The sequence below is a fragment of the Streptomyces sp. NPDC002125 genome, assembly GCF_053593715.1.
On the sequence record NZ_JBSFDD010000027.1, the window covers coordinates 96,499 to 111,792 of the forward strand.

At 72.0% G+C, this 15,294-nt stretch carries 14 protein-coding genes and 1 pseudogene; 5 read left to right on the forward strand and 10 right to left on the reverse strand.

What is annotated here, in order from left to right; all coding sequences use genetic code 11:
• Positions 1 to 11: 11 nt before the first annotated feature.
• A complete protein-coding gene (locus ACWCQM_RS32985; RefSeq protein ID WP_450918744.1) occupies positions 12 to 1,652 on the forward strand; it encodes an ABC-F family ATP-binding cassette domain-containing protein in 1,641 nt (546 codons plus the stop codon).
• Positions 1,653 to 1,758: 106 nt separating this feature from the next.
• On the opposite strand, the gene ACWCQM_RS32990 is transcribed toward ACWCQM_RS32985, so the two are convergent.
• From ACWCQM_RS32990 to ACWCQM_RS33015, 6 genes and pseudogenes are all read right to left on the reverse strand, one after another.
• Positions 1,759 to 2,556: a pectate lyase gene (locus ACWCQM_RS32990; RefSeq protein WP_450918763.1), complete on the reverse strand. Its 798-nt coding sequence runs from the start codon at positions 2,554 to 2,556 to the stop codon at positions 1,759 to 1,761.
• Positions 2,530 to 3,072, reverse strand: a pseudogene (locus ACWCQM_RS32995) (RICIN domain-containing protein); the annotation flags it as partial. The pseudogene ACWCQM_RS32995 and the gene ACWCQM_RS32990, both read right to left, overlap by 27 nt.
• Positions 3,073 to 3,251: 179 nt before the next feature.
• Positions 3,252 to 4,244 (reverse strand): LacI family DNA-binding transcriptional regulator, encoded by a 993-nt coding sequence (locus ACWCQM_RS33000; protein WP_450918764.1) that lies wholly within the window; start codon positions 4,242 to 4,244, stop codon positions 3,252 to 3,254.
• Positions 4,245 to 4,716: 472 nt separating this feature from the next.
• Positions 4,717 to 7,191 (reverse strand): Tex family protein, encoded by a 2,475-nt coding sequence (locus tag ACWCQM_RS33005; protein WP_450918745.1) that lies wholly within the window; start codon positions 7,189 to 7,191, stop codon positions 4,717 to 4,719.
• 159 nt (positions 7,192 to 7,350) lie between these two features.
• Positions 7,351 to 7,482: an LPFR motif small protein gene (locus tag ACWCQM_RS33010; protein ID WP_267078500.1), complete on the reverse strand. Its 132-nt coding sequence runs from the start codon at positions 7,480 to 7,482 to the stop codon at positions 7,351 to 7,353.
• Between the two features lie 121 nt (positions 7,483 to 7,603).
• Positions 7,604 to 8,467, reverse strand: coding sequence for an SCO6745 family protein (locus ACWCQM_RS33015; RefSeq protein ID WP_450918746.1), 864 nt, complete (start codon positions 8,465 to 8,467; stop codon positions 7,604 to 7,606).
• Positions 8,468 to 8,602: 135 nt separating this feature from the next.
• Between ACWCQM_RS33015 and ACWCQM_RS33020 the strand changes: the two genes are divergently transcribed.
• Both ACWCQM_RS33020 and ACWCQM_RS33025 read left to right on the forward strand, forming a co-directional pair.
• On the forward strand, positions 8,603 to 9,559 hold the full coding sequence (locus ACWCQM_RS33020; RefSeq protein WP_450918747.1) for a GlxA family transcriptional regulator: 957 nt from the start codon (positions 8,603 to 8,605) through the stop codon (positions 9,557 to 9,559).
• 43 nt (positions 9,560 to 9,602) lie between these two features.
• Positions 9,603 to 10,238, forward strand: a complete 636-nt coding sequence (locus ACWCQM_RS33025) for a DJ-1/PfpI family protein (protein WP_450918748.1) — start codon at positions 9,603 to 9,605, stop codon at positions 10,236 to 10,238.
• On the opposite strand, the gene ACWCQM_RS33030 is transcribed toward ACWCQM_RS33025, so the two are convergent.
• Entirely contained in the window at positions 10,225 to 11,025 is an 801-nt protein-coding gene (locus ACWCQM_RS33030; protein ID WP_450918749.1) for an enoyl-CoA hydratase/isomerase family protein, read from the reverse strand. The genes ACWCQM_RS33025 and ACWCQM_RS33030 overlap by 14 nt on opposite strands.
• An 80-nt stretch (positions 11,026 to 11,105) precedes the next feature.
• On the opposite strand from ACWCQM_RS33030, the gene ACWCQM_RS33035 reads away from it, so the two are divergent.
• Together ACWCQM_RS33035 and ACWCQM_RS33040 are read left to right on the forward strand one after the other, a co-directional pair.
• Positions 11,106 to 11,693, forward strand: coding sequence for an HdeD family acid-resistance protein (locus ACWCQM_RS33035; RefSeq protein WP_267078505.1), 588 nt, complete (start codon positions 11,106 to 11,108; stop codon positions 11,691 to 11,693).
• Between the two features lie 148 nt (positions 11,694 to 11,841).
• The gene (locus ACWCQM_RS33040; RefSeq protein ID WP_450918750.1) at positions 11,842 to 12,297 is read left to right on the forward strand and encodes an ATP-binding protein; all 456 of its coding nucleotides are present in this window, start codon (positions 11,842 to 11,844) and stop codon (positions 12,295 to 12,297) included.
• Between the two features lie 24 nt (positions 12,298 to 12,321).
• Here the strand turns inward: ACWCQM_RS33040 and idi are convergent, their stop codons facing one another.
• The 3 genes from idi to galE form a co-directional block, all read right to left on the reverse strand.
• Complete coding sequence (gene idi, locus ACWCQM_RS33045) at positions 12,322 to 12,915, reverse strand: isopentenyl-diphosphate Delta-isomerase (protein ID WP_073749030.1); 594 nt, start codon at positions 12,913 to 12,915, stop codon at positions 12,322 to 12,324.
• Between the two features lie 272 nt (positions 12,916 to 13,187).
• Entirely contained in the window at positions 13,188 to 14,129 is a 942-nt protein-coding gene (locus ACWCQM_RS33050) for a cation diffusion facilitator family transporter (RefSeq protein WP_450918751.1), read from the reverse strand.
• 175 nt (positions 14,130 to 14,304) lie between these two features.
• Entirely contained in the window at positions 14,305 to 15,291 is a 987-nt protein-coding gene (gene galE, locus ACWCQM_RS33055; protein ID WP_450918752.1) for a UDP-glucose 4-epimerase GalE, read from the reverse strand.
• Positions 15,292 to 15,294 lie beyond the last annotated feature (3 nt).

Genomic DNA, 15,294 nt, shown 5'->3' on the forward strand with positions numbered 1-15,294 from the left:
TCGGCACCCTGATGACTGCCACTCTCGTCGCCAAGGAACTCGCCGCCGGCCACGGTGACCGCACCCTCTTCGCCGGACTCGACCTCGTCGTCGCGCCCGGTGACGTGATCGGTCTCGTCGGAGCAAACGGCGCCGGCAAATCCTCGCTGCTGCGCCTGCTCGCCGGACTCGACCGGCCGGAGGAGGGCGAGCTGCGGCTCTCCCCGCCCACCGCCACCGTCGGACACCTCCCGCAGGAGCCCGAGCGCCGTGCGGGGGAGTCCGTGCGCGAGTTCCTCGCCCGCCGCACAGGGGTCGCCGACGCCCAGGCCGCGATGGACGCCGCGACCCAGGCGCTGGTCGACGGTGCGCCCGGCGCGGACGACGCCTACTCCGAGACGCTGGAGCGCTGGCTCTCCCTCGGCGGCGCCGACCTGGACGAACGCGCCGAGGAGGTCGCCGCCGACCTCGGGCTGACCATCGGCCTCGACCTCCCGATGACCGCGCTCTCCGGCGGCCAGGCGGCCCGCGCCGGACTGGCCTCGCTGCTGCTCTCACGCTACGACGTCTTCCTGCTCGACGAGCCCACCAACGACCTGGACCTCGACGGCCTGGAGCGCCTGGAGCGCTTCGTGTCCGGGCTGCGGGCCGGCACCGTCGTGGTCAGCCACGACCGCGAGTTCCTGATGCGCACGGTCACCAAGGTCCTGGAACTCGACCTCGCCCAGCAGCAGATCAACCTCTACGGCGGCGGCTACGCCTCCTACCTGGAGGAACGCGAGCGCGCCCGCACCCACGCCCGCGAGGAGTTCGAGGAGTACGCCGACAAGCGCTCCGCGCTGGAGGGCCGCGCCCAGATGCAGCGCGGCTGGATGGACAAGGGCGTGAAGAACGCCCGCCGCAAGGCCACCGACAACGACAAGATCGGCCGCAAGTTCCGCAGCGAGGCCAGCGAGAAGCAGGCCGCGAAGGCCAAGCAGACCCAGCGCATGATCGAGCGCCTCGATGTCGTCGAGGAACCGCGCAAGGAGTGGGAGCTGCGGATGGAGATCGCCTCCGCCCCGCGCTCGGGCTCCGTCGTGGCCACCCTCCGCGACGCCGCCGTCGTCAGGGGGAACTTCTCCTTCGGGCCGGCCACCCTCCAGATCGACTGGGCGGACCGGGTCGCCATCACCGGCGCCAACGGAGCCGGGAAGTCCACCCTGCTCGCCGCCCTGCTCGGCAGGCTGCCGCTCGACGCGGGCCACGCCACGCTCGGTTCGGGCGTCGTGGTGGGCGAGGTCGACCAGGCGCGCAAGCTGTTCCACGGCACGGAGAGCCTCCTCGACGCCTTCTGCGCCGCAGTCCCCGACACCGAGCCCGCAGAGGTGCGCACCCTGCTGGCCAAGTTCGGCCTGCGTGCCGCTCATGTGCTGCGCCCCGCGACGACCCTCTCGCCCGGTGAGCGCACCCGGGCGGGCCTGGCACTGCTCCAGGGCCGGGGCGTGAACCTGCTGGTCCTGGACGAGCCGACGAACCATCTGGACCTGCCCGCGATCGAGCAGCTGGAATCGGCGCTGGAGGCGTACACCGGGACGCTGCTGCTCGTCACGCACGACCGCCGGATGCTGGAGGCGGTCCGCACCACGCGCCGCGTCGAGGTCGCCGACGGCAAGGTCACCGAGTCCGGCTGACGACGCGGACCGCCCGCAGGGGAGCCGGGACGGGCCGACGGAACGGAACCTGCCCGCCCCGGGAGCCGGGGCGGGCAGGTGCTTCGCGTGCGGGGCTGCGGGTGCCTCAGTCGACGTAACTGATCTCCGACGAGGAGTAGATGCAGTTGGTGCCGTCGGCACCCGAACCGATCTCGCTCGGCTCGCCGCTCGTCGTGCCCTTGTACTTGGTGCAGATCTTCATGTCCCGGTCGCCGTCCTCGTAGATCGTGACGTCCGAGATCCGCGCCGTGTCGCCGTAGTTGGTGTTGATACCGACCAGGCTGGTGCCGGGCGCGGTGGCCCAGATGTTCTGCAGCTGGATGTGGCGGGCGTTCTGCGTGGAGCAGTTGCCGCAGGAACGGACCAGCTTGCCGAAGTCGTCGACCTGGAAGTTCTTCACGACCAGGGTGCCGACACCGTTGTGCTGGAAGACCTTGTCCTCGGCCAGCTTCGCGCCGCCGCCGTCGATCGTGCGGACGGTCGAGGAGGAGCCGCCGCGGAAGGTCGCGGCGTCCTCGCCCACGTCCTCCCACCAGACGTTCTTGATGGTGCAGGTGCCCGCGCAGTGCACGCCGTCGGCCGCCGGGGCGCCGAGGATGACGTTCTGCAGGGTGGCGCCGTCCGCCAGCTTGATCATGGGCGGCTGGTCCTCGTCCTGGCCACCGCTGCCCAGGTCACCGCTGCCGTACAGGCGCTTCATGCCACCGTCGTACGTGCCCGAGACCTCGATGGTCGACGAGACCGCCTGGCTGCCGTTGGCGCTCGGCCACGACGGCCGGTCCGTGGGCGGGTCGGTCGGCTCGGTGGGCGGGTCCGTCGGCTCGGTGGGCGGGTCCGTGGGGACGGTGCCCGACGCGGTGAAGGTCCAGCTCTTGCTGGTCACCGAGTCGCAGGAGTTCTGCTGGATCACGGCGCCCGACGCCGTCGAACTGTCCTTCACGTTCAGGCACTTGCCGCCGTTGCTGTTGACGACGCGGTAGGTGTTGCCGCTGACCGAGGTCAGCGTCCACACCTGGGTGGTGGCGCTGCCGCAGGTCTGCTGCTCCACGGCCTTGCCGGCGCTGGTGGAGGCATCCCGCACACCGGCGCACAGCGAGCTGCTGGCGGCGGTCAGCTTGTAGCCGCTGCCCGACGCCGTGAGCTTCCAGGTCTGGCCGGCGGAGCCGTTGCACGCGGCCTGGGCGAGCTGCGTGCCCGCGGCGGTGCTGGAGCCCGGTACGCCCAGACACAGGCCGCTCGCGACGTTCGCCAGGCTGTACGAGCCCGCGGCGGGGGCTGCCGAGGCCGAGCCGGTCGCGAAGAGGGCGGTGAGGCCCGCCGCGAGCAGTGAAACCACGGCGACAAGGGTGGCGGCCGCACGGCCGCCTCGTCTCCTGACGTGCTGATTCTCAGTGCGCACTGGCTATTCCTTTCACCGCCTGCGGCGTCCTCCGCAGGCACCTGTCATGGGTTGGCGCGGTGGTGAAGGTCGTTCCCAGCCTCGGAACAAGATTCCGTATGCTGAACAGAGTTCGTGTATGCGAACAGCCGTGACGGTACGTCACGCGGATTGAGCGGTCAATAAGTTGGGACGAAGGATCAGTCGCGCTGTCGTTCGGGTGCTGCCGTGGAGTCCCTGACGACCAGTGAGGTCGCCAGTGTGGTCTGTGCGGTGGCCGGTTCGGGGTCCGTGGACTCCAGGGTCTGGATCAGCAGATCGACCGCCGTCCGCCCGGCCGGCGCGGTGGGCATGGCGACCGTCGTGAGCCTCGGCCGGTTCAGCCGCCCGGCCACGGTGTCGTCCACGCCGATCACGCTGATGTCACCGGGCACCCGCACCCCGCGTGCGTCCAGCCCCTCGACGAGGCCGATGGCGACCAGGTCGTTGTAGCCGATCACACCGGTGGCGCCGGTGCCGATCACGGCGGCAGTCGCCTCGATGCCGCCCTGCTCCGTCGGCGCGTTGGGGCCCAGCACGTCGAGCCGGAGGCCCGCGTCGGCGGCCGCCTTCCCCGCGGCCCGGCGCATCTGCGCACTGGTCCACGAACCGCGTGGACCGCAGACCAGGGCCAGATGCTCATGGCCGAGGCCGGCGAGGTGCTCCACGGCCAGGCCCGCGCCGTGGGCCACGTCCATCAGCACGGCGGACAGCCCCGCCACCTGGCGGTTGACCAGTACGAAGGGCAACTCCCCGCCCAGCCGTGCGATCACCTCGTTGGGCAGCCGGGGGCTGACCAGGACCACGCCGTCCACCTGACGGGCCAGGGTCCGGATCAGTTCCTCCTCGGCCCGGGCGTCCTCGTCGGTGTCGGCCACGAAGACCTGGTAACCGCGGACCCGGGCGTACGCCTGGGCCGACTTGATGAGCGGGGGGAAGAACGGGTTGGCGATGTCGGACACGATCAGCCCGAGATTCCTGGTGCGGCCCGTGGTCAGCGCACGCGCGGACTCGTTGGGCCGGTAGCCCAGCCGCGCGGCCGCGGCGACGACCCGCTCCCTGGTCTCCCTCTTCACCAGAGGGGACGCGGAAAGGGCGCGCGAGGCGGTGGAGACATGGACCCCGGCGGCCTCTGCCACATCGCGGATGGTCATGGCCACGCTCGCGTCCTCCTGTCCGCCTCCGTGCCGGCCGCTGCGGAGTTCTGCAACCGGTTGCCCGGGGCGGGGGGCGTCAGGGAGCCGCACGAGCCCGGAACCGCGGGGCGGGCCTCCGGTGCGCGGGCGCCATCGACGTCCTCTCCGTCGGCGGAATGCAACCGGTTGCAGCCGGCTGGCATCAGCGTGGCGGTGCGTCCTGGGCATGTCAATGCTTGGGGCCGATACCCGCGCCGGGTAATGGTCCTGACCCGATATCCAGCAGGTGGAAACCCCCACGCGCACCTTCCGCGCCCCCGCCCTGCCGGAGGGGAGGGCTGAGAGGGCGCGGACGAGTGCGGCGGGGGTGGACCGGGTCCGGGGGTGCGCGGCGGGGCGGACAGGGCCCGGAGGGCGCGCGGCGGGGTGGACCGGGCCCGGGGGCGCGCGGCGGGGCGGACAGGGCTCGGAGCCCCGCCCACCCCACGGGTCAGCGCTTGCGGCCGCCCCCGTCGGGGCCGGTCAGCCCGGCGCGCCGCAGCGCGTCGGCCATGGCGCTGTTCGCCGGTGCGGCGCCCTGGCGCGGGGAGCCGCCTCCTCCGCCACCACGCCGGTCACGTCCGCCCTGGCCGCCGCCCTGGCCCTGGTTCCGCCCGCCCCGGCCGTCCTGCGCCTGACCCTGGCCGCTCTGGCCGCCCTGACCCTGTCGCTGGCGCGGCGGGCGGTCGCCCCGGCCGCCGCCGCGCTCGCGCTTCGGGCCCTGGCCGCCGCCCTGTCCCTGTCCCGCCGTCGCCTCGTCGTCGAGCCGCAGCGTCAGCGAGACACGCTTGCGCGGGAGGTCGACCTCCATGACCTTGACCTTCACGATGTCGCCCGGCTTCACGACGTCCCTGGGGTCCTTCACGAATGTCCTGGACATCGCCGACACATGGACGAGCCCGTCCTGGTGGACGCCGATGTCGACGAAGGCGCCGAACGCCGCCACATTGGTGACGACTCCCTCCAGCACCATCCCGGCCGCCAGGTCGCCGAGCTTCTCGACGCCCTCCTTGAAGGTGGCCGTCCTGAAGGCCGGGCGCGGGTCGCGGCCCGGCTTCTCCAGCTCCTTCAGGATGTCCGTGACGGTAGGCAGCCCGAACTTCTCGTCGACGAAGTCGTCCGGCCGCAGCGAGCGGAGGGTGTCCGTGTTGCCGATGAGCGAGGCGACGTCCCCTCCCGTCCGCTTCACCATGGTCCGCACCACGGGGTAGGCCTCCGGGTGCACGCTCGACGCGTCCAGCGGGTCGTCGCCGCCCCTGATCCGGAGGAAGCCCGCACACTGCTCGTAGGCCTTCGGCCCCAGTCGCGCCACGTCCTTGAGCGCCCTGCGGGAGCGGAACGGGCCGTGCGTGTCACGGTGCGCCACGATGTTCTCCGCCAGCCCCGAGCCGATGCCCGAGACCCGTGAAAGCAGCGGTGCCGACGCGGTGTTGACGTCCACGCCGACGCCGTTCACACAGTCCTCGACCACCGCGTCCAGGGAGCGGGACAGCTTCACCTCGGACAGGTCGTGCTGATACTGGCCGACCCCGATCGACTTCGGATCGATCTTCACCAGCTCGGCCAGCGGGTCCTGGAGCCGGCGCGCGATCGAGACCGCACCGCGCAACGACACATCCATGTCCGGGAGTTCCTGCGAGGCGAAGGCCGACGCCGAGTACACGGAAGCGCCCGCCTCCGACACCATCACCTTGGTGAGCTTCAACTCGGGGTGCTTGTCGCAGAGTTCACCAGCGAGCTTGTCGGTCTCGCGGGATGCGGTGCCGTTGCCGATCGCGATCAGATCGACGTGGTGCTCCTTGGCGAGCCGCTCCAGCGTGGCCAGCGACTGGTCCCACTTGTTCGCGGGCACATGCGGGTGGATGACGTCCGTGGCGACGACCTTGCCGGTCGCGTCCACCACCGCCACCTTGACGCCCGTACGGAAACCGGGGTCGAGGCCCAGCGTCGCCCGGGTCCCGGCGGGCGCGGCGAGCAGCAGGTCGCGCAGGTTCGAGGCGAAGACGCGTACGGCCTCGTCCTCCGCCGCCGTGCGCAGCCGCAGCCGCAGGTCGATCCCGAGGTGCACCAGGATCCGGGTCCGCCAGGCCCAGCGCACCGTGTCACCGAGCCACTTGTCGCCGGGCCTGCCGCGGTCCGCGACCCCGAACCGGCGGGCGATCATGTTCTCGTACGAGGAGGGGCCGGGCTGCTCCGAAGGCTCCTCGGGTTCGAGCACGAGGTCGAGGACGTCCTCCTTCTCGCCGCGCAGCATCGCGAGGACCCGGTGCGAGGGCAGCGCGGTGAACGGCTCGGCAAAGTCGAAGTAGTCCGCGAACTTCGAGCCCGCCTCCTCCTTGCCCTCGCGCACCTTCGCGAGGACCCTGCCGCGCGACCACATGCGCTCGCGGAGCTCGCCCGTCAGGTCGGCGTCCTCGGAGAAGCGCTCCGTCAGGATCGCCCGGGCGCCCTCCAGCGCGGCGGCGGCGTCCGCGACCCCCTTGCCGGCGTCGACGAACGGCGCGGCGGCGACGAGCGGGTCCACGGACGGGTCGTCCAGCAGCCCGCCGGCCAGCGGTTCCAGACCCGCCTCCCGCGCGATCTGCGCCTTCGTCCGGCGTTTCGGCTTGAACGGCAGGTAGATGTCCTCCAGCCGTGCCTTGGTGTCGGCCGCCCGGATCTGCGCCTCAAGGGTGGCGTCGAGCTTGCCCTGTTCGCGTACGGAGTCGAGGACCGCCGTGCGGCGGTCCTCCAGCTCCCGCAGATACCGCAGCCGCTCCTCGAGCGTGCGCAGCTGCGCGTCGTCGAGCATCTCGGTCGCTTCCTTGCGGTAGCGCGCGATGAACGGCACGGTCGAGCCGCCGTCGAGCAAGTCGACGGCCGCCTTCACCTGACGCTCACGTACGCCGAGCTCCTCGGCGATCCTGCCTTCGATGGACGTCGTCACGGTTTTCCCGACTCGCCTTCTCGTACTGGCTGTGCTGGCTGTGCCACTGGGGTGGTCCACACCCGGGTGGGCCCCTTCGCCTGCATTGTGCCGGGTGGCCGGGGGCCGTGTCGCGTGACCTGCTCGATCACGGCCCCGGCGTCCTGCCGGACGACGACGTCACGCGCGCCGGGTACGGCCGCCGCGCGACGCGCCGCCGAAGAGGCTCGCCAGGAGCCGGAAGGGCAGCGTCACCACGGTGGCAACGGCGGAGCCGACGGTGCTGAGAGCGTGTGCGATCGCACGGAACACGGTGTGCCTCCTTCGTAGGGTGTACAGACCGCGTAGCCGCTCCGGAGCGTCGCAAACATCCCCGGAGCCTCGCATCCGGATCATGCCGCGCGCGTGCCGCTCCGTACCGACGGCCCAGGGCTCAGCCCTTGCCGACCAGGTCGGCCGGGAACGCCCCGGCGGACGCCGCCGCGAACAGGAAGCCGCGCCCCAGCTCGGTGAGCCGGGCGACATCGTCGGCGCCCAGGTGCTCGTAGGGCGCGGCGTCCATCCGGTCCGTCGCCTCCTCCAGCCCGGCCCGGAGCGCCGTGCCCGCTTCGGTCAGCTCGCCCTCCGCGTCCAGTACCCCGCGGTCCCGCAGCCGTGCCACCGCGGCGTCCCAGTCCGTGCGGCGCCAGCCGCGCGTGGCCAGGATCCAGCGCGGCGCCATGCCTTTGCCGGTCGCGGTGTGGCTGACCAGGGCCTCCAGCGGGTCGAGACCGGCCGCGAGCAGCGCGGCCAGGTGCCCGTCGCCCCGGTGCTCACGCAGCAGCGTCGCCGCGTGCCAGTACGCCAGGTGCGGTTCGTCCGGCACCTCCAGATCGGCGTGCGCGGCGTACAGCGGACGTGCGTGCCGGGTGCACGCCTCCGCGGCCCGCAGCGCCAGCGCGGCGGCCTCCGCCATCTCCGGGGAGCCGATGGTCTCCTCGCCGAGCACCCGGCGCAGCGTCGAGTCGGCCGCCCGCAGCCGGGCGTCGAGCGCGGCCTGCGGCGACAGCTCCGACCAGACGGAGGGCAGGTGGCGGGCCACCAGCTCGTGGTTGAAGTTGTAGAAGGTCGCGGTCACCGTGCCCGCGCCGGCGGCCCCCAGGGCCGCGCCGCGGGCGGCGAAGTAGACGCGGCTCTCGTCCGTGACGCCCAGCAGACCGAACTCCTTGCCGAGGTCCGGCGAGAAGTAGACACAGGAGTGCAGCGGGTTGAGTGCGTTGTGGCAGCGGCGCCCGGCGCGCGGCGGAAGAGTGCTCATGCCCGCACGTTACCGACTGGTTGGTACGTCGGGTAGCCCCGGGGTGGAGGGCGCCCGGCCCGTGCGACGCCCATGGCAGGAAAGGTGGGGTATTCGTCATTGCGGCCATGAGACCCGCCGCCCAGGATGGCGGGCATGAAGCAGCGATCCGTGCTCGTCGTCCTCTTCGAGGGCGTCCAGAGTCTCGATGTCAGCGGGCCGATGGAGGTCTTCGCCGGCGCCTCCCGCCACCCCGGGGTCTCCTACGAGCTGCGCACCGCCTCGCTGGACGGCACGCCGGTCCGCTGCTCCAGCGGCCTCACCCTCGTCCCCGACGGCGCCCTCGCCGACGCCCCCGCGCCCGATCTGCTCCTCGTGCCGGGCGGTACGGGAACCCGCGCCCCGGACCCCGGGCTGGTGGACTGGCTGCGCGCCCACGCCCCCTCGGCCCGTCAGCTTGTCTCGGTCTGCACCGGCGCCCTGCTCCTGGCCGAGGCGGGCCTGCTCGACGGCCACCGGGTGACCACCCACTGGTCCGTCTGCGCGCGGCTCGCCCGTGACCATCCGGCCGTGGAGGTGGACCCCGACCCGATCTTCGTACGGGACGGACGGCTGGCCACCTCCGCGGGTGTCACCGCGGGCATCGACCTCGCGCTCGCCCTGGTCGAGGAGGAGCACGGGCGGGAGGTCGCGCTCGGCATCGCCCGCCATCTCGTCGTCTTCCTGCGACGCCCGGGTAACCAGGCGCAGTTCAGCGCCCAGCTCACCGCCCAGACCGCCGTCCGCGAGCCGCTCCGCGAGGTCCAGCACTGGATCGCCGAACACCCGGACGCGGACCTCTCGGTGGAGGCCCTGGCAGCCCGGGCCAGTCTCTCGCCCCGCCACTTCGCCCGCGCCTTCCAGACCGAGACCGGCCTGACCCCGGGCAGGTACGTCGAGCGCGTACGCCTCGAACAGGCGCGCAGGCTGCTGGAGGACACCACCGACGGCGTCACCGGTGTCGCCCGCGCCAGCGGCTACGGCACTCCGGAGGCGATGCGCCGCGCCTTCGTCCGAGCCCTGGGGACGGCGCCCGCCGAATACCGGCGCCGCTTCCGCACCCAGTCCGTATGACCGCCCGCAGGGTGGCCGGTCACCCCACGTGAAAGGAACACCCGTGCAGATCGCCATCGTGCTCTTCGACCGCTTCACCGCGCTCGACGCCGTCGGCCCGTACGAGATGCTCGGCCGCACACCCGGGGCCGAGACCGTGTTCGTCGCCGAGCGCACGGGGCCCGTGCGCAACGACAGGGGAAGCCTCTCGCTCGTCGCCGACCGGACGCTCGCCGACGTACCCGCCCCGGACCTGGTCATCGTGCCGGGCGGACCCGGCCAGAGCGACCAGATGGAGAACGAGACCCTGCTCAACTGGCTCCGTACGGCCGACGCCACGAGTACCTGGACGACCTCCGTGTGCACCGGCTCGCTGCTGCTCGCCGCCGCAGGGCTGCTCACCGGCCGCCGGGCCACCTCGCACTGGCTCGCCCTCGACGTCCTGGGGGCCTACGGCGCCGAGCCGAGCGGAGAGCGCGTGGTCACCGACGGCAAGTACGTCACCGCCGCAGGAGTCTCCTCCGGCATCGACATGGGGCTCACCCTGCTCGGCAGGATCGCGGGCGACGAACACGCCATGACCGTCCAGCTGCTGACCGAGTACGACCCCCAGCCGCCCTACGACACCGGCTCCCCGCAGAAGGCCCCGGCGGACATGGTCGAGAAGTGGCGGGCCCGGAGCCGGTTCATCCTGACGTAGGCGCGCCGCCGGAGGAGCCCGTGGTCCAGGTGAACCGGGGCGCACGGCGCTCCAGGAAGGCGGCGACCCCCTCCGCGGTCTCCCCGCTGCCCTGCGCCTGCCGCGACCAGTACGCGTCCCGGTCCTCACGGCCGTCGGCGAACTCCTTGGCGGCGGCCTGCGTCAGCTGCGAGCGCGACGCCAGCACCCTCGCGAAGGCGAGCACCCGCTCCTCCAGCCCGCCCGAAGGCAGCACCTCGTCCACCAGCCCCGTGCGCAGCGCGCGCTCGGTGCCGATCAGCTCGCCCGAGAACAGCAGGTACTTCGCCGAGGCCGGGCCGACCAGCGAGACGAGCCGGCGGGTCGAGGAGGACGGGTAGACGATCCCGAGCTTGGCCGGGGTGACGCCGAAGGACGCGCCCTCCTCGGCGAACCGCAGATCACAGGCGGCCGCGAGCTGGCTGCCGCCGCCCACGCAGTAGCCGCGCACGGCGGCCAGCGTCGGCCGCGGGAAGGCCGCCAGGGCCTCCTCGGCCCGTACCGCGAGCGCCTGCGGCCTCCCGCCGGGGTCCCGGAGGGAGGAGATGTCCGCGCCCGCGCAGAACGTGTCACCCGCCCCGGTGAGCACCAGGGCGCGCACACCGGGGTCGGCCGCCAGCCCGTCCAGCAGCACGGGCAGTGCCTGCCACATGTCCGCGGTCATGGCGTTGCGCTTGGCGGGGTTGCTGATGACGACGGTGGCGACCCCGTCCACGACGGTGTGCTCCAGCCGGGGTTCCGTCCGTGCCGCCCGTTCCGTGAGGTCCATGCGCCGGATGCTATCCGTACGGCTCGAACCTATGATCAAGACGGGGTCGCCGAGCGAGCACGCACCGTGAGGAGCCGTCGATGGCCGGACCCATGACCGACAGCAGGAAGCTCCGCAGGAGTTTCGGCGGCCTCGTCCTGCTCGGCGCCCTGCTCGTCGTCGCGGGCCTCGTCGGCCTCGTCTACACCGGCGTCGCCACCCTCACCTCGATGATCCTCTTCGGCTGGCTGCTGCTCGTCGGCGGACTCGTCGGACTCCTCCACGCGGTCCAGGCCCGCGGGACCCCGTACTTCTGGCTGGGCGTGGTGGTCGCCGCGCTGAACCTCGCGGCGGGCGTCGTCGTCATCCGGCACCCGCACGGCACGGCCGAGGCGCTCACGATGTTCGCCGCGCTGCTCTTCCTCACCGGGGGAGTGTTCCGGCTGGTCGGCAGTGTCGTCGTACGCGGCCCGCAGTTCGGCTGGACCCTGCTCCAGGGAGCCTTCGGACTGCTGCTGGGCCTGCTGGTCCTCTTCGACTGGCCGCACAGCAGCCTCTACGTGCTCGGCTGCTTCTTCTCGCTGGCCCTGCTGTTCGACGGACTCGGGCTGATCGCGATCGGCGTCGGTGGCCGGCACGTCGTCAGCATGGTGACGGACCAGATGACGCCTGAAGAAGGTGAGAAGTAGTCCGTTCTCCTGACGCGGACATACCCATACGGTCAAATTGCTTCCATAAGAAGCCACTTGCGATCAGCGTTGCAGTCCGGACCATGCCGTTCCCGACACTCATTACCCGATGGTCAGTGACGTGCGAGTCGAGAGCGGGTGCCGGTCTATGGAGAGCCGCGGGAGTGTTCCGGCCCGACCGGTGCCGTACGAGGGAGTGTGGCGCTTCACGGCCCCCGCCGTCGACGCCTCGGTGCCCCAGGCCCGGCACGCGGTACGGGACCTGATCGACCGGCAGGCGGTGCCCGTCGAGGACGACATCCTCCAGGGGCTGCTGCTGATCGTGTCCGAGCTGGTCACCAACGCGGTCCGGCACGCGGCACTGCTCTCGCCCGAGCTGGCGGTCGAGGTGGCCATCGGGGCGGAGTGGATCAGAGTGTCCGTCGAGGACAACCACCCCTACCGCCCCACGGCCCTGGTCACCGACTACGGACAGACCGGGGGCCGGGGGCTGCTGCTCGTACGCGAGATCACCGCCGAGGCGGGCGGGGTCTGCGACGTGGAGCACACGGCGGGCGGCGGCAAGATCATCTGGGCGGCGCTGCCCCTGAAGACTCAGCTCTGACCGCCCCCTGCGAGATGCCGGGTCTCACCAGCCCGCGGACGGACCCGTCAGCTCCCTGATCGCCGGCCGCGCCGCGTCCAGGACGGTCATGAACCAGGCCGAGAACGGTGCGGCGGCGTGCCGTTCCGCCAGCTCGGCGGCGCTCACGAAGGCCGTCTCGCCGACCTCCTCCGCGTCCGGCCGCAGCTGCTCCTGGGCCAGCCCGACGAACAGGTGGTTGAACTCCTGCTCCACCAGGCCGGACACCGGGTCGGGGTGGTTGTAGCGGACCGTGCCGGCGGCGGCGAGCAGCGAGGGCGAGATGCCCAGCTCCTCGTACGTGCGCCGGGCCGCGGCGGCGAAGGGGGCCTCACCCGGATACGGGTGGCCGCAGCAGGTGTTCGACCACACGCCGGGGGAGTGGTACTTGCCGAGCGCCCGGCGCTGGAGCAGCAGCCGTCCCTGCTCGTCGAAGAGGAAGACGGAGAACGCCCGGTGCAGCTGACCGGGGGCCTGGTGAGCCGCGAGCTTCTCCGCGGTGCCGATGGTGGTGCCGTTCTCGTCGACCAGTTCGAGCATGATCGCGTCTGCTGTTCCGTTCGACGAGCTGTGCGCCGCGGTTGCTGGTGTGCTCGGCATACCCATCCTTCGCTTTGGTTCCCGGCCTCGTGCGCCGGACCCCTCGAGTGCGGTCAAGTCTGCCGTACAAAAGCCGCCTGTCCGTACTTCGGGTGCGGGCATGTCCGCCCCGCCGCGCCCCGGAGAGGGGCGGCGCGGACCCCGCGTCGGACTCCGAGGCCTCCGAGGAGTGGATCATGCCCGCCGGGAACCGCGCGGAATCCCCGGTGCCGTTCACCCCGCCGGGAACCACGGAGCCATGCGGCACCGGGCTCGGGGCCCGCCGTGGCCGCTCAGTGACAGAGCCGCGCCTCGTGCTCGGCGTGCCCGCTGGGCTCCAGCTGGAAGGTGCAGTGCTCCACGTCGAAGTGGTGACCCAGGCAGCCCTGGAGGTCGTGCAGGAGCTTCTCGTGCCCGATCGAGTCCAGCATCTCCTGGTGCACGACCACATGGGCGGAGAGCACCGGCATGCCCGACGTGATCGTCCAGGCATGCAGGTCGTGGACGTCCAGCACACCGGGCAGCGCCGTGATGTGGGCACGCACCTCGTCCATGTCGACGCCCTTGGGGGCCGACTCCAGGAGTACGTCGAGCGTCTCCCGCAGCAGCTTGACCGTGCGGGGCACGATCATGAGGCCGATCAGCAGCGAGGCGATGGGGTCGGCGGCCTGCCAGCCGGTGGCCATGATGATGCCCGCGGACACCAGCACCGTCACCGAGCCCAGCGTGTCCGCGACGACCTCCAGATAGGCACCCCGCACATTGAGGCTGTCCCGCTGCCCGCGCATCAGCAGGGAGAGCGAGACCACGTTGGCGACCAGGCCGACGGCGGCGAACGCGATGGCCAGGCCGCCCCTGGTCTCGGCCGGGGTGATGAAGCGGTCGACGGCCTCGAAGACCAGATAGCCGCCGACGCCCAGGAGCAGCAGACAGTTGGCGAGCGCGGCGAGGATCTCGGCGCGGGCGAAACCGAAGGTGCGGTTGGGGCCCGCCGGCCGGTTGGCGAAATGGATCGCCAGCAGGGCCATACCCAGGCCCAGCGCGTCGGTCGCCATGTGCGCGGCGTCCGCGATCAGGGCGAGTGAGTCGGCGAGCAGCCCGCCGACGATCTCCATGACCATGACCCCGAGCGTGATGCCCAGGGCGACCCGGAGCCGGCCCCGGTACGCGGCGGCCGCCGTCCCCGTCGGGGGCGGCCCTCCGTGCGTATGACCGTGATCGTGGCCAGCCCCCATGAGAACGCCTCCGGATAACGCGTCGTAAGCCTCGGACAGCTCGGACGCACCTCGCCCGACGCCGCCAGTGAACTACGGGGCCGGGGTGAGGGGCAACACGGTACTGAACACCGTTGTCATAGTCTCTGACCTGCGGAAACGTCCGCAGGTCAGAGAGTCGGAGGCAGCGGCCCCGTCACGGCGCGGCGCGGACATCCGGGTGGCGCAGGCACCAGCCCTCCCAGGCCGACTCCACCATCTCGCGCATTCCGCGCCGTGCCGTCCAGCCCAGCTCCTCGGTCATCCGGGAGGCCGAGGCGACCGCCCTGGCCGCGTCCCCGGGCCTGCGCGGCTCGACCACGGGCTCGAAGGGCCTGCCGGTGACCTCGGCCACCAGCTCGGCCAGCCGCCGCACCGAGACGCCCTCGCCCCGGCCGATGTTCACGGTGAGATCGCCGCCGTCCGCGTCCTTGTCGAGCTGCCGGGCGACCGCGAGATGCGCGTCCGCCAGATCGGCCACATGGATGTAGTCGCGGATGCAGGTGCCGTCCGGCGTCGGGTAGTCGTCACCGAAGATCCGGGGAGCCTCCCCCCGCGTCAGCCGGTCGAAGAACATGGGTACGACGTTGAAGACACCCGTGTCGGCCAGCTCGGGCTCCGCCGCCCCCGCCACGTTGAAGTACCGCAGACAGGCCGTCGAGATGCCGTGCGCCCTGCCCGCGGCGCGCACCAGCCACTCACCGGCGAGCTTGGTCTCGCCGTACGGGTTGATCGGCGCGCACGGCGTGTCCTCGGTGATGAGCTCCACGTCCGGGACGCCGTACACCGCGGCCGACGAGGAGAAGAGGAACCGCCGGACCCCGGCCGCGACCACGGCCTCCAGCAGCACCGCGAGCCCGGACACGTTCTCCCGGTAGTAGAGCAGCGGCTTCTCGACCGACTCGCCGACCTGCTTCTTCGCCGCGAGGTGCACCACACCCGAGATGGAGTGCTCGTCCAGCACCCGGTCGAGCACCGCGCGGTCGGACGCCGAACCGCGCACCAGCGTGATGCCCTCGGGCAGCCGCTCCTCGATGCCCGTAGAGATGTCGTCGAGCACGACGACCCTTTCCCCGGCCGAGGTCATGGCCTTCGCCACATGTGCCCCGATGTAACCGGCCCCGCCTGTGATCAACCACGTCATACG

What these genes read in the sequence shown, in the direction of transcription:
- ACWCQM_RS32985 (WP_450918744.1), top strand. Translation starts at nt 12, where the DNA reads ATGACTGCCACTCTCGTCGCCAAGGAACTCGCCGCCGGCCACGGTGAC.
- ACWCQM_RS33000 (WP_450918764.1), bottom strand. Translation starts at nt 4,244, where the DNA reads ATGACCATCCGCGATGTGGCAGAGGCCGCCGGGGTCCATGTCTCCACC.
- ACWCQM_RS33015 (WP_450918746.1), bottom strand. Translation starts at nt 8,467, where the DNA reads ATGAGCACTCTTCCGCCGCGCGCCGGGCGCCGCTGCCACAACGCACTC.
- ACWCQM_RS33020 (WP_450918747.1), top strand. Translation starts at nt 8,603, where the DNA reads ATGAAGCAGCGATCCGTGCTCGTCGTCCTCTTCGAGGGCGTCCAGAGT.
- ACWCQM_RS33030 (WP_450918749.1), bottom strand. Translation starts at nt 11,025, where the DNA reads ATGGACCTCACGGAACGGGCGGCACGGACGGAACCCCGGCTGGAGCAC.
- ACWCQM_RS33035 (WP_267078505.1), top strand. Translation starts at nt 11,106, where the DNA reads ATGGCCGGACCCATGACCGACAGCAGGAAGCTCCGCAGGAGTTTCGGC.
- ACWCQM_RS33040 (WP_450918750.1), top strand. Translation starts at nt 11,842, where the DNA reads ATGGAGAGCCGCGGGAGTGTTCCGGCCCGACCGGTGCCGTACGAGGGA.
- idi (WP_073749030.1), bottom strand. Translation starts at nt 12,915, where the DNA reads ATGCCGAGCACACCAGCAACCGCGGCGCACAGCTCGTCGAACGGAACA.
- ACWCQM_RS33050 (WP_450918751.1), bottom strand. Translation starts at nt 14,129, where the DNA reads ATGGGGGCTGGCCACGATCACGGTCATACGCACGGAGGGCCGCCCCCG.
- galE (WP_450918752.1), bottom strand. Translation starts at nt 15,291, where the DNA reads ATGACGTGGTTGATCACAGGCGGGGCCGGTTACATCGGGGCACATGTG.